Annotated in this window: 13 protein-coding genes; 2 read left to right on the top strand and 11 right to left on the bottom strand. The window is 35.2% G+C overall.

The features are described from left to right. Positions 1-8: 8 nt before the first annotated feature. Complete coding sequence (locus tag ACLTBU_RS11910; RefSeq protein ID WP_249334333.1) at positions 9-854, bottom strand: sugar phosphate isomerase/epimerase family protein; 846 nt, start codon at positions 852-854, stop codon at positions 9-11. A gap of 142 nt (positions 855-996) precedes the next feature. On the opposite strand from ACLTBU_RS11910, the gene ACLTBU_RS11905 reads away from it, so the two are divergent. Both ACLTBU_RS11905 and ACLTBU_RS11900 read left to right on the top strand, forming a co-directional pair. Continuing rightward, complete coding sequence (locus tag ACLTBU_RS11905) at positions 997-1815, top strand: AraC family transcriptional regulator (protein ID WP_412219062.1); 819 nt, start codon at positions 997-999, stop codon at positions 1813-1815. Between the two features lie 76 nt (positions 1816-1891). Continuing rightward, entirely contained in the window at positions 1892-3145 is a 1254-nt protein-coding gene (locus ACLTBU_RS11900) for a DUF4041 domain-containing protein (RefSeq protein ID WP_249334329.1), read from the top strand. 107 nt (positions 3146-3252) lie between these two features. Here the strand turns inward: ACLTBU_RS11900 and ACLTBU_RS11895 are convergent, their stop codons facing one another. The 10 genes from ACLTBU_RS11895 to ACLTBU_RS11850 all read right to left on the bottom strand — a co-directional run bounded on the left by ACLTBU_RS11895 (position 3253) and on the right by ACLTBU_RS11850 (position 13497). Continuing rightward, positions 3253-3726 (bottom strand): GNAT family N-acetyltransferase, encoded by a 474-nt coding sequence (locus tag ACLTBU_RS11895; RefSeq protein ID WP_412219061.1) that lies wholly within the window; start codon positions 3724-3726, stop codon positions 3253-3255. Positions 3727-4445: 719 nt separating this feature from the next. Beyond that, on the bottom strand, positions 4446-5129 hold the full coding sequence (locus ACLTBU_RS11890) for an endonuclease/exonuclease/phosphatase family protein (protein ID WP_249334326.1): 684 nt from the start codon (positions 5127-5129) through the stop codon (positions 4446-4448). Positions 5130-5305: 176 nt separating this feature from the next. Continuing rightward, positions 5306-5980 carry a response regulator transcription factor gene (locus ACLTBU_RS11885; protein ID WP_249334324.1) on the bottom strand — a complete coding sequence of 225 codons (675 nt, stop codon included), beginning with the start codon at positions 5978-5980 and terminating at the stop codon, positions 5306-5308. 12 nt (positions 5981-5992) lie between these two features. After that, positions 5993-7492: an ATP-binding protein gene (locus ACLTBU_RS11880; RefSeq protein ID WP_412219060.1), complete on the bottom strand. Its 1500-nt coding sequence runs from the start codon at positions 7490-7492 to the stop codon at positions 5993-5995. Positions 7493-7598: 106 nt separating this feature from the next. Next, positions 7599-8627 carry an ABC transporter substrate-binding protein gene (locus ACLTBU_RS11875; protein ID WP_412219059.1) on the bottom strand — a complete coding sequence of 343 codons (1029 nt, stop codon included), beginning with the start codon at positions 8625-8627 and terminating at the stop codon, positions 7599-7601. 21 nt (positions 8628-8648) lie between these two features. Then, positions 8649-9440, bottom strand: coding sequence for an ABC transporter ATP-binding protein (locus ACLTBU_RS11870; RefSeq protein WP_249334316.1), 792 nt, complete (start codon positions 9438-9440; stop codon positions 8649-8651). Then, positions 9416-10174 carry an ABC transporter permease gene (locus tag ACLTBU_RS11865; RefSeq protein WP_249334314.1) on the bottom strand — a complete coding sequence of 253 codons (759 nt, stop codon included), beginning with the start codon at positions 10172-10174 and terminating at the stop codon, positions 9416-9418. The genes ACLTBU_RS11870 and ACLTBU_RS11865 overlap by 25 nt, the downstream gene beginning before the upstream one ends. A 189-nt stretch (positions 10175-10363) precedes the next feature. Continuing rightward, a complete protein-coding gene (locus ACLTBU_RS11860) occupies positions 10364-11668 on the bottom strand; it encodes a sialidase family protein (protein WP_249334312.1) in 1305 nt (434 codons plus the stop codon). Positions 11669-12009: 341 nt separating this feature from the next. Further along, entirely contained in the window at positions 12010-12840 is an 831-nt protein-coding gene (locus ACLTBU_RS11855) for an alpha/beta hydrolase (RefSeq protein ID WP_412219058.1), read from the bottom strand. Positions 12841-12960: 120 nt separating this feature from the next. After that, positions 12961-13497 carry a helix-turn-helix domain-containing protein gene (locus tag ACLTBU_RS11850; protein WP_412219056.1) on the bottom strand — a complete coding sequence of 179 codons (537 nt, stop codon included), beginning with the start codon at positions 13495-13497 and terminating at the stop codon, positions 12961-12963. Positions 13498-14244 lie beyond the last annotated feature (747 nt).

Below are 14244 nucleotides of genomic sequence, written 5' to 3'. Positions count from 1 at the left end.
CTTTCCCCCTATCCTCTTAACATATGATTTAAGAAATCAACAGCCAATTTAATATCTGCTTCAGGATTGTCTCCAACTTCTCTTTCAATGGTTAAGAATCCCTTGTAGCCAATATCCGTAAGGGCCTGTAAATACTTTTTAAAGTCTACATCCCCTTGCCCAAGTGGCAGTTCTATAAAGGCTTTACCTTCTTGAATGGTTTCTTCTACCAAACCATAAATAACCTCAGGGTCTTTAATCAGTAGGCGTCTACCATCTTTAGCATGTGTATGAACAATATAATCTTTTAGTGTATAAACAGCTTGAACAGGATCATCCCCTGTTACCATGACTAAGTTGGCTGGGTCTAGATTAACCGCTACCCCTTTTGAACCTAATGTATCTAGGAAGTTTCTTAGTGTAAGAGCAGTCTCAGGACCTGTTTCAATAGCAAAATGTGCTTTAAGTTCATCCGCATACTGGCTTAACTCAAAACAAGCTTCCTGCATAATTTTATAGCGATCGTGATTAGGATCTTGTGGGATTACGCCAATATGTGTCGTCACTATAGAAGTCTCTAAGTCTTTAGCTAAGTCTAAAATCCTCTTAGATTTTTCAATATTAACTTTATTTTTAAGAGGATCTCCAAAGCCTTGCCCTAAGTCTCCACACAGTGCAGAGATTTCAAGCCCATGATCCTTTACACGATTTAGAAACTCTTTTCTTTTTGAAGGCGTTAAATTTTCTGGAGACATGTCTCCATGTGTTGAATAAACTTGTATACCCTTTACTCCCATGTTTTCAGCTTTTTTTAAGGCGGTTTGCATATCTGTTCTAAATGAGTCAATAATGACACCTATTGGAAATCTATTCATACGAGCCTCCTATTTTTTAAAATTGACTTTATAGTCAAATAATTTATACTTTAATTATACTTTTACCTCAAAAAAAGTACATATATCAGATTGATACATCTTTATCTTATATTGCTCTTTTACATTAAACAGGAGGTATATCATGATTCATTCTTTTTACGAAAATCATAATCATCTTGACCCTGATTTCTCTATTATCTTTCACCCTAACTTTCTTAGTAACAGCACCCCATTTAATGACATGATGCACTGGCATGAAAGCCTTGAAATGATCTATCTTATAGAAGGGAAATGCCATGTAGTATGTGGACCTAACAAAGTACTTGCTACACCTGGTGACCTCGTTCTCATTAATGCCAACGATCTACATAAATTCGAGGCCATGAGTGAACATACCCATTACTACTGCCTTATTATCCATTCCTCCCTTTATGAAAGCTTAGGGCTAGATACCTTAAATCTCTCATTTGAAAATAAGATTACCAATTCTAAGTGCATTGAAATTTTTAATCAGATTATTTATGAGATGACACATCAAGATACAGCCTATAAAGTAGCTGTTAAAGGGCTTATCGCTAACCTATTAGTAGAACTCATACGGCACCATATCTTACAAGATACTAACCTCCTTGTCCTAGGTCAGAGTAACAAAAAAATAAACTTAGTTAAAAATGCTATCCAGTACATACAAAAGCATTATCGAAACAATATAACGATAGATGATATTTGTTCAAGTATCGGATTTAGCAAATATTACTTCTGCCGTACCTTTAAGGAGATTACCAACAAAACAGCTACTGATTATATCAATTATCTACGCTGCCAGTATGCTCAGAAATTGCTTCGTTCAGGTAATTATAATGTGAGTGAAAGTTGTGAACTAGCAGGGTTTAGTAGCTTACCCTACTTCTCTAGAATTTATAAAAAGTATATGGGCTATCCCCCTTCAATTGAAAAATAAATCCCCTTCTATTCTTGATTTCCAAATCTTTCATTTTATGTTAAGATGAAAACATATTACTAAAGGAGTTGTGTGAATGGGAATATTAGATTTTCTTACTGCAAAAAAATATAAAGATGACAAAAACTCACCAACGGAAGAAATCCAATACCTCCACTTAAAAGATGAGTTAAAACGACTAAATGATAAAAGAGATGCCCTCTCACGTACTTGCTTGGAGCTCGATACGAGATTAAATCAATTAAAGTACACTGTATCTGAACTTGAGGATACCCTAAGTATCCAGTCCTATGGTTTTCATGAAACCAAATATGGCTTTGAAAATTCAACGCTTTATAAAAATAAATTAGCTGAAGTTAGGGATCAGCAAAAACAATTAATCAAAAATAAGACGGCTACTCATCACAATCCGGAAAAAGAATTTATTCTGGATACTATAAAACTTACATTACGTACATTTAACAGTGAATGTGAAAATATTATTACAAAAGCCAAACACAGCAATTTAGAAGCCTCTGAAAAACGTATTCATAAAGTTTTTGATGAGATTAATAACCTAACACATATGCAGGAAGTCTCCCTAAGCAAGGAGTACTTAAACTTAAAAATTGCTGAACTTTATCTTAAACATGAATATGAATTTAAAAAGCACCAAGAAAAAGAAGAACAAGCAGTCATTAAAGATCGCCTAAAAGAAGAAGCTAAAACATTAAAAGAACTTGAAAGTACCAGAAAAAAACTTGAGAAGGATGAACTCCGTTTTCAAAATACGATCAATGAAGTGCATACTAAATTAGAAAGTGCTACTGAAAGTGAGCAAGCTAAACTCCTTAAGAAGTTAACGGATACAGAAGCTAAACTAAAAGCGCTCACACAGACTAAACAAGATATCCTAAGTAGAGAACAAAATGTAACTACTGGCTACGTATACATCATTTCCAATATGGGTTCATTTGGTGAGGATGTGTATAAAATCGGTATGACAAGAAAGCTAGACCCAGAAGAAAGTATCAAAGAACTTAATGGTCTATCTGTTCCATTTAACTTTGATATTCATGCTATGATTTTTTCAGAAGATGCCATAGCCCTTGAAAAGAAACTACATAAAAGATTTAGCAAAAACCAGCTTAATAAAGTTAATGCCACAAAAAACTTTTTTAAAGTGCCTCTTAGTGAAATAGAAGATTTCCTTCAAACAGAATGTCATATCTCTGTAGAACTTATACCATCAGCTGATGCTGAAGAATATAGAAAATCTTGTTCACCCCAAAAAACTGCTATGATTAACTCACTCATTGTAGGTCATGTTATACCAACAGAAGAGCTCTAACCTTAAATCGAGGTTAGAGCTCTTTTTTTAATATAAGCTTTTCATCAATATATACCTTCTTAGGCCGCCATACTTGAGCTTATCTTTTTTCACTTCATAGCCTAATTTCAAAAAGTATTAACACTAAAAGTATTATAAGGTGAAGCTGTGGCGCATAGAATAGGTGTCTGTTTTTCTTTTGCAATCTCTTCTAGAAGGCTACACATCCTATACTGTAGGTTATTCCCTCTATAATCCGCTTTAACAAGTACAGTATCTACTTGCCCCACTTTTAGCAATTCTTCTCCTTCTAGCCCTACATCATAACCGTAATTAGATGGACTATAACCTCTTTTTAAATAAATAGCTAAGGCTGCTAATTCATTCTCTTCTGTAACATATCCTAAAAGGACTCCTTCTGTGCTAAAATGACTTTGTATTTCTTCTCTGCCTGATGGCACATAGAGCTGCTTATCTTCTAAACCCTCTACAATCTCATCTTGTAACGCCATAATCTGATCTATATCTTCAAAAGTGAGTCTTTTTAAAGTGAGTTTTACAAGCTCACCATCTTTTCTTTTTGCTTGTATACTTTGATTCATATCATAATACTCCTACTTCTTTTTAGCTCTATTATAAATAGAACTTAGGCATAATAGCAATTCCTGTACAAACTTTAATATTTAGGATTTATTTAAATTTTCTTTGAAAAAGTTGAAGAATTTTCACTACATCGGACTATATAGTATATGTAAGATGCAAAACACATCCTAGGTAGTAGAAGCATCCTACATTTCGTAAGCTAATAGCTCACTTACTATTTCCCCCTTCTAGTAAGAAAGCTTTCTAGCCTACACCCCTATAGGCTTATGTCGTGGCAGCAAGGTCTATAAGGTTCAATTTTTATAGCACTTACCCTTCATAAAGATCTCCGGCAAAAGGATCTGGATGCGTACGCCTATCTAACGGCAGCCCATATGTCCCTCGGTGCTACCTCCCATCTAGCCTTTATATATGCACTGGCATCCCTGTAAACGGCAGTTGCGGATCATACCCACCTCGGTACCCATGGCGCACTTTAAGAAAAGCTACCTCTTCCAAACCTTAGTCCTATTTACTTATGAAGACTAAGTTGCTTAAATCTTTGCCACACCTAAAAAGCCGAGCCTATACAGTATTTTAAAGGGGGACTGCATGGTGCTTGGCTTTTGGTGTTCTTTATTAAAACTTTCCAAGCATATAAAAAAGCTGACCTTATTGGTCAGCTTTTTTATATGCTTGTTCTAACAATCCTTCTATACTTATTATCAACTAACATGATTTAGTAGCTTACATCTACCCATAGCATACAGTGATCAGAGTAATTATTCTTCACCATACCCACTTCATTAATATGTAAATTTTTACTCAAAATAATATTATCAAGCTGATGTGTTACGCAGTCTTCCCCTGGGAAGGTATCATGCCACACTCCATTATGCCCATTAGCAATTTGGTAATCCTCTAAAAATAGCTCAAACTCACCTCTATCTTCTATATTAAAATCACCTGTTACGATTTTAAATTCAGCCTTATCCTCATCTAACAGACGTTTTAAATAAGCCATTTGATCTTTTCTTGTCTTGGTATCTTCAAAACTAAGATGTGTATTATAGAAAGAACCTGTGTGTTCTCCTATTTTAATACTGATTTTTTGATAAATCCTCTGCTCAAAACCATTACTTTCTAAAAGCTCAAATGTAACATCTAGAGTAGGCATATTCACTAAGCATCCTAGCCCATAGGCTCCCCCATCAAAGTCTATCGCCTTATGAAAAGCCGAAAAAGTTGTCTCCTTACTTTTAAGAGCCTCAATCTGATTAACTTGTTGGCTTCTCCCTGTCTTATTATCTACTTCCTGTACCCCTAATACATCAATTTCTTGTTCATCAATCACCTTTGAAAGTAATCCTAAATCCTGATGGCAGTATTGTCCTGCTGCAATATTATAAGTTGCAATTTTCATGCTATCCCTTTCCTTCCTCAATATCTATTTTCTTCTTTATTATACTACTGTATACTATAAAAAATAGAGCTAATCAATAAAACCCTTTTCATTCCCCCAATTTTTTATTTCCCATAACTATTTTATTCTCACTCTAAGCTCATTAATCATACCGCTTAAGTACTTGTTTAAGCCTATTAAAATAAATGTGAAATTCTTAGATTATGAATCATCTCCACAATCTCTTTAGTTCGCGTACAACCAAATTTCTTCAGCAAGCTTTTAATCTGTGTTTTCACCGTCACGACCTCTACGTATCTAAGCTGAGCAATCTGTGCTACTTTATGTCCTTGAAGTAAAAGTTTTACAAGTTCTCTTTCTGTGGGTGTCAGTTTGGAAATGGTCTGAATAAAGTACAGTAAACTCCTCTCAGAGGTGTGTAGGCGTGTAAATTCCTGCATAATCTTCTTTTGAAATCTCATCTCTAATATAGGCTCATCCTCATAAGCACATCTTATATGATGAAGAAGTTTCTCCTCCTCACAGCCTTTAACTACATAATCTACAGCCCCTGTTGCCATAGCTGTAATCACCATATCATCTGTTTCATGTGCTGTTAGAAAAATAATTTTAATCTCTGGATAATCAAAATGGATATGTTCTGCTGCCACAATGCCTGAGTTGATTTTCTCCATTTCAATATCCATTAAAATAAGGTCTGGTTGCACCTCATGAGCCAACTTTTCTATCTCTTTTCCAGAACATGCCTCCCCTATTAAGCACATATCTTGTTGCTTTCTAATAAGTTCTGCCAAGTCTTCGCGAATCAGGTCAAAGTCTTCTGCCACCATTACCTTTATACATTCCCCCATAGTCTACCTCCCTTAAGTGTTCTCACTAAACTTAGGTAATAAAATAAACATGTGCGTTCCTTCATTTTCTATGCTTTCTACACGCAAGCTGCCTAAATGCCCCTTTATAATTTTCTTTACATAGTACAGCCCCATTCCCCAGTTATAATTCGTATTTTTACTTGTAAAAAAGGGATCAAAGATTTTCCCTAGCTTTTCTTTAGACAGACCCTTGCCATTATCCCGTACTTCAATTACGGTATATAGTCGTTCACTATAAGTAATCAGTTCTACTTTTGCCTCATCTTCATGTGCCTCTACTGCTGCCTCATACCCATTGGTAAGAAGATTATAAATCGCTTCACTCAAATGGACTTCATCTGCAAGCACCATCTCTTGGGTTTTAAGGTTAACCTGAACCTCATATTCTGGATACTTCTCATGAAACTTGATAAGAGCTAACTGTACAGGCTGCGTAATTGAAATAGGCATAAGATACATGGCGTTGTTCTTAATGGATTTATAAAGCTCCTCCATATGCCTAAGCATGCCTTCATTCAGTTCATTGAGCCGCCTTGTATAGCCTTTGAGTTTCTCCAAATCTGGCTCAGGTTCTTCTAAAAGTTCTATGATTTTTTTATTGACCACTCTATTGGCTAGAAGCTGATTCTTCATGCTATGTACAAAAACTGTAGCCCCCATATTACTTGTATCAAACTTATGTTGTAAAAGGACTTCATTTTTCTCATCTAGCCTTTTCACCTGAGTATAATGGGCTATGCTAAAACTCCCTAATAAAATAAAGAAAATGCCACAGCAAGTTAGTCCAATCCACCCAAAGGTAGACATGGCTGAAGTGGTATAGCTTATCCCTCTAATCCACATATAATCTACACCATAGGTCTGATAAATTTGAGCTGGGTCTTGAATACAATAAAGACTATATAACAAGGTAATACTTAAATAAGATAAAATCACCCATCTGAAGTGACGTTTACAAAAAGGAATGGTAATACTTCTATATTCAATAAGTAGTACGGTAATAGCACTAACAATACATAAACTAATCCATGCAAAGGCTAGTTTAATCATAAAAGCTTGCAAAAAGTATCGTCCGCGTACCACTTCTCTAAAAACTTTGGGATAATAGTAAATGAGCCAAAAAACTGTTGGCAGTATAAGCCACTTCATATATGGGAGTCTCTTCCTGATAGCTGGCACCATGGAATAATGCATGGCCGTGCTCAGAAGGATGATAGGAAAGGTAAAGCGCCCTATTGCAACCATATATCCTAATCGATCTAGGCTAATAGGTAAATATTGCAGTTTCACTTGAATACTTGGAATTAAAAAGAGAAAAAAGCGTTGAGATTGGGAAAAGCCTCCCGATTTTGCAATATAAATGATAATACCAATAAACATAATAATAAAACTTAAACATAATCCAAACAGTAAAAAAGAAATACTATCTTTTTTTACACAAATTACATAAAGACAGACAATAGCCATTAAAATCATAATAAGGATAAGCATACTTCCTCCTATGTTGCTTATGTTCTCTTAATTTTATCACAAAATTCTAAATAATAAAAGAGTATGACTCTTAAGTCATACTCTCTTCTTATAAACTTTATAATCTTTATTTATAGCTACTTGTTGCCTCTTCCATAATATCAAACATCACATAATCTTCAACAGGTACTGGTTCTGGAATTCTACCTGCATTAATGAAGACTTGTTGCTGACTTTCATAATACTTCTTAATGGTACCATCTTCTAAGCTAGCTTTAATTTCTTCCCCTGTTAGCCATTTCGCTCCATTCTTTGTATCTAGGATAGTAGCTTCATCAGCTTCTATGAGCTTCGCTACTGCCTTGCAAATCTCTTCAATATGAGGATTTCTATAATCCTGTGCTTTTAAGAGTGCTTTTGCAAAGCGTACTAAAATATCTTTATTTTCTTTAGCATATTTATCTGTGGTAATATAACCACTTGCAAAAGTAGCTTGTTCTAAGAAGTCTTCATTGCCTGCTAAAGTAATACAGCTATCACCCATTTGATTCATAATGGTTGTAGAACTTGGTTCCCATGTTGCACAAGCATCTATACTGCCTCCAACCATAGCAGATACCATACCGGAAGCTTCCATTTGAATAATCTCTAGGTCTTTTTGCGTCATCCCTGCTTTTTCAAGGGCTAAATTTAAAATAATTTCTGAAGAAGTTCCTGCTTGAACAGCCACTTTCTTTCCTTTTAAATCTTCTATACTGCTAACCCCTTTATCTTTATTGGCTAATACAACATCCGATAAACTTAAGGCATCAATAGCAAAAACTTTAGCTTCCCCTTCAATACAAAGTGCATGTGCACCATGCCCAATCTGAGCAATTTGAATATCCCCAGAAGCAAGGGCAGCAATTTCTGCAGGACCTCCTGCAAATTGTACAAGCTCTATATCTAGACCATATTCTTCAAAATAACCTTGCTCAATACCTGATACAACTGCTGAAGCACTTCCCATATTAGGCATATAAGCTACGCGTACCTTATCAGGTGTTTTATTCCCTGCCTCACCTGCCTGTGCCCCTGTACTTTGACTTGGTGTACATCCTACAGCCATACTCATTGTTAATAAACCCATTAAGGCTAATTTAAAGATTTTCCTCATACTTTTTCCCCCTCTATCCTTCTACTTTCTCACTGCTAGATACTCCTCATAAACCTGACCCCAGATGTAATTTTTAAGTTCTAAAAATTCTTGTGACATTTTGGTTTCTTGTGTTCTTGGATAAGGAATATTCACCTCAACAATTTCCTTAATACGCCCTGGTCTTGCACTCATAATGACTACACGTTGTGCCAAGATAATGGCTTCCTCTACATCATGTGTAATAAAGAAACAAGTCTTTTGCTCTCTCTCCCAAGTCTGTAAAAGCTCACTTTGAAGCTGTGTTCTTGTCTGTGCATCTAAAGCACCAAAAGGTTCATCCATTAAAAGAACTTCTGGATTTACTGCATAAGCTCTGGCTATAGCTACCCTTTGTTTCATCCCTCCAGATAGCTCTTTAGGATAACTTTTTGCAAAGCTACTTAGTCCTACTATGTCTAAGTATTTTGCTGTTTCTTTTTGAACATCTTCTCGCTTCATGCCTCTTAGTTTAAGCCCAAAGGCAATATTCTTCTCTACCGTTAGCCAAGGGAAAAGGGCATATTGTTGAAAGACTACACCACGCTCTGTTCCTGGTCCATCTATAGGATTTCCATCTAAAAGAACATTACCTGAACTAGGTACATCTAAGCCTGCAATAATATTAAGTAAGGTTGACTTACCACAGCCCGAAGGTCCTACTACACATACAAATTCATTCTCTTTAATCTCTAGGTCTACACCGTTAAGCGCTACCACTTCATTTCCTCTTACATTGAAAACTTTTTTGACATGGTCAATCTTAACCTTTACTGTACATGAGTCTCCTGCCATCCTGTGAGCCTCCTTTCAAGAAATCTAACGAATTTCTCCATAGCCATTCCTATAATGCCTATAATAATAATACCAAGCAGTACCGTTCCCATATCATAATTTCCACTTGCTGTTTGAATCATCATGCCAAGCCCCTTTGATGCACCTGTCAGTTCTGCAGCTACTAATGTGGTTAAGGCTGCGGATAAACCTAGTCTTGTACCCACTAAAATAAAGGGGGTAGAAGCTGGCATAACGACTTTAAAGAAAATATCTCTATCCGATGCTCCAAGTATTTTAGCTGCTTTAATCAGTGTAGCATCTACACTGCGTACACCTTGATAAATAGTTACCACTAATACTAAAAAAGAAGCAATAAAAATCACGGTTACCTTTGACCTTTCATCTACCCCTACCCCAACAATAATAAGGGGTATGTAAGCAAGTGGCGGTATATTTCTTACAAATTGTATCCAAGGCTCGATTAAACCTCTAACCGGTCTATACCATCCCATTAAAAAAGCTACTGGAATAGAGGCAATAAAAGCAAGAGAAAAACCTGCAATTACACGAAATAAGCTGTAGGAAATATGTAGCCATAAAGTTCCATCTGCTATTTTCTTAATACACTTTTCTATGACCTCTACAGGTGAAGCAAAAACAACCCCTGCCTCAGACATAGAAATAAGTTGCCACAAAACAATAGCTGTTACAAAAGAAATAAGAATCCATACCTTATCCGAAATCTTATTCATACCATCCCCCCCTAATGTATTCCCTAAAAACTTATCAAATAAATCTTTTATACTATTTATTATATATAAGTTTATTTTTTAAAAAAGTATGATTTTTTTTCATACCCCAAACTCTAATCTATTCTATTTTTATAAAATGTGCATTAAAAAAGGCACTTCTATAAGTGCCTTTTCTCTAAATCACCTTGATTATTCCTTAATCCAATCTAAGGTGAATTTTATAAATTCCATTTCCTTCATATCATCTCTGCCTTCGTAAAGCATACCTATTGTTCCATCCTGTAAAACAGCCATACTATTATAAACAAAATCATCTTCTTTAATGACTTTTGCATAAGGGAAAGTTTGGCCACCATCTTCACTTAATCTCACTGTACCTTTTTTACGTTCTTTCTCATTACCTGGATTAGCAAATAAAATGCGCTCTTTTCCATCTCCTAAGTCTGGATACTTAATGAGTGAAGACTGACAAGTCGGATCTTCAAACTCATCTACCCATTCTACCTGGCTCCAAGTCATACCCCCATCTTCACTATAAGCTCTAGCTGTACGTTTTTGCCTATCATGGTTCCTCATCATATACAGTAATCTACCATCATTTAATTCTACAACTTGAGATTCAGTTAAACATGCTTCATAGTCTAAAAGTGTACGAGCTTCTACAGCTTCTCCTTTATAAAGGCGCCCATCATTTGGTGAATTGCCTCTTGTCCAAGTTTGACCATGGTCATCACTTATGATTAAACAGCAAGACATCGTCCATCCCACAGCATTGGTATGATTAGAAAAGTAAATCGGTACAACTAATCTTCCTTTATACTTTTCTGTCGTCATTTGAATACCTACGCCAGGTCCAGGCCCTATAAATTTCATCCACTCTTCTTTAACTTGTCCATTTAAATTAATGGGTTTAGACCAAGTTAATCCATCATCTTTACTATATACAACTTCTAAAAAGGATGTACGCTCTTCTAGTAATGGGCCTGTCCCTTTAAAAATATTACCGATTAACTCATCCTCTTTATAAACGTAGCCTGCTTCATCTACACGTAATGAGGTAGCTTCTCCCGATTCACTAGAGATCACGCCATCTCTTAGCACAAATCTGTTATTATGTACATCATAAAGGTAGCGATTGCCTTCCTTGTCTACCCCCTTGCCTGGCCTTGAATTCCATAAACCAACCCCTCCTGGTGTATGGCAATAAAATAACCATATAGTATCTGTATCAGCATCATATACCATAGAAGGGTCAATATCTCCTGCACCTTCACTTCTTCCTTCTCCTACACTTTCTACTGCTAGAATAGGTTCCTGCCAGGTTACACCATGATCTTCGCTTCTTCTTATCACTTTATCAATACGGTTAGGATTATCTGCAGGATCCGTATAACGAGCATCTGCACATGCTATAACTGTTCCTTTTTTTGTTACAATTAAGGATGGAATTCTATAATACTCTGCATCAAAAATTTGTTTGGAAAAAATTTTCATTTTTATCTCCTTTTTAACAGTATGTTTTAAATTATTATACTTATTTATACCTTAATTTTTACATACTTATATAATATTTTCAAGTTATTTATTTAATTTTATATACAAATTATACATTTAATTATCTACTACATACTGAAAATTTCTTTCATATTTCTAACTAACTAAAAAGACTGCCGTAAGCTTTTCCGACAGTCTTTTTAGCTATAAATTTATAAATCACTTAAGTTTTATCTCTACTATACAATGACCGTATTCTGATTCTACGCATTTTGTACATTCAAAGTTATTTGGTCTGTTGTATTTGACTTAGATGGATTTAGACTTTTTCTTCTCTATTTCTATAATTGATTCATCCATTCTATAGCTAATCTAAACCATGTTCCCACATGAGTATTAACGAGATAATCCGCATCTGGCTTAGCTGTTCTTTGATCACAAAGACTTAATCCATGTCCACCTTTTGGATAAATATGAAGTTCAAAAGGAATATTATATTTTTTAAGTGCCTGTGCAAAGAGCATGCTATTTTCTACAGGTACAGCTTGATCTTCAAAAGTATGCCAGATAAAAGCCGGTGGTGTAAGTTCACTTACTAAAACCTCTAGTGAAACCTTCTCTTTATCCATTTCATAAGACTCACCTAATAAGTTTCTAAAAGACCCTTCATGTGCAAAGGTCTCGCTTGTAATAACAGGATAGCCAAGTATCATAGCATTAGGCTTATTCTCTGCCTCCTTAAGCTCTAATGCATCTTGAATAAACTGCTCCTGCCAAGATACACCTAGGTGCCCTGCTAAGTGTCCTCCAGCTGAAAAACCACATACAATGATTTTATCTGTATCTACATGCCATATCTTTGCCATACGTCTTACATAAGCTACAGCCGCTGAAACTTCTAAAAGTTGCTGTGGATAATGACTAGGACTTACACTGTATCTTAATACAAAAGCATTATATCCTTCTGCTGCAAAAGCTAAAGCTACCGGCTCAGCTTCTCGATCTGATGTAAAGCCGTATCCACCTCCTGGGCATATAATAATACTTGGTCTTACTCTATCCATATCTACTTCAGGGCTATTATCTATCACATAAGTATGCAGTGTAGCACCTTGTTCATGGCTCCCTAGCCCTTTAAAAACTTGATTAAGTTCTATGCTTGTATGTAGCATATTATTTCCTCCTTAGAATGATCCAAAATCTTTAGCACTAATCCAAGCATTATTTTAACATAAAAGAATTTCAAATTCTTATTTTATCTAATATTTAAAATTAATTTATTAAATTCAACTTTATCTTTTTAGTTCCTTTCTAAATTCTCCAGGTGTTTTACCTGTTACTTGTTTAAAACGCCTAATAAAGCTAGATACATTTATATAGCCTACTTGTTCAGAAATATACTGTATACTTTCACCAGAATTTTCTATTAGCTTTTTCGCCTTCTCTATTCGCAATAATGTAATGTAATCTAAAATAGTCATTTGCATATGCTCCTTACAATACTGACTTAAATATGAAATCGACGTATTAAATTCATCTGCTACTAACTGTACAGAAAACTCAGTTCTATCATAGGTCATCTCAATAAATTGTTTAATCTTTTCTATATCTAACTTAATAGATGTTTTCTTGTTTGTCTGTTCAATTTGCCTAATAATTTCTTTAAAAACTTCGAGAAAAATCTCTGTTAAAGTTTCTTTTTCTTCAATATCATAAAAAATCATTAAATCAACAGGATCACATTTAACATTATAAGTGCCATTTACTAAATACTTATTAAGCACAATCATTACTTCACAGTAAGTATCTCTCACTATCTCTAAAGGCATCTTTGTTTCCTTTATATTGTCAATTATTTCTTTTACAACTAATTTCAAATATACAATCTGTCTATTCTTTGCATAAACTTTTAAATGATTTAGCATGGTTTTATTTGTTTATAGCAATAGGTAAAACTTCATCTATGTTCCGCTTTTTCCCCTGCTCCACACCGTACGTGCGACTTTCACCGCATACGGCGTTCCATCATGTTCACCATGACTTGGGACTATCCCTCCATAGTTTATTATCACTACTTCTCCGGTACTGTATCCCTACTCTCACTAAGATAAAGTATGTTACCATACACTGCTTCTTCGGTGATAAACCCTCCACATCCTTAGCTTTCCACGTTCCAATAATCCTATCTTTACATCTATCCTTAGGTATTTCCTATAAGCCTGCTAGCTTGATAGTGCCTGTAACACTATAAGGTATTTCATAACATCACTCTTACTTTACCTCACTAGCCTCATTAATATGAGCTATGTATTTCTACATAGGCGAGTTATAGACTTTTTCATTCAGAAATTCGTCAGTATACTTTGATACATTCTTACCATAGATAGTTTATAGACCACCGGCCTATCATCCACTCAATGACCATTTTCATTAGGGTTTCTTTCAGCCGTCTTCACCGAGCTTATGACCCAATCTTCTTTATCTAAGATTACGCCATTCGGAGTATTATGGGCAGTATTTCAAGACGTTACTCTATCATTCTACTTCTCAGATTATTAGTTCTCTAATTTTATTAA

Source organism: Zhenhengia sp., from assembly GCF_046966505.1.
Lineage (GTDB): Bacteria > Bacillota > Clostridia > Lachnospirales > Cellulosilyticaceae > Zhenhengia > Zhenhengia yiwuensis.
Note: the sequence above shows the minus strand (reverse complement) of the source record. Positions and strands in the feature narration are given on the sequence as shown.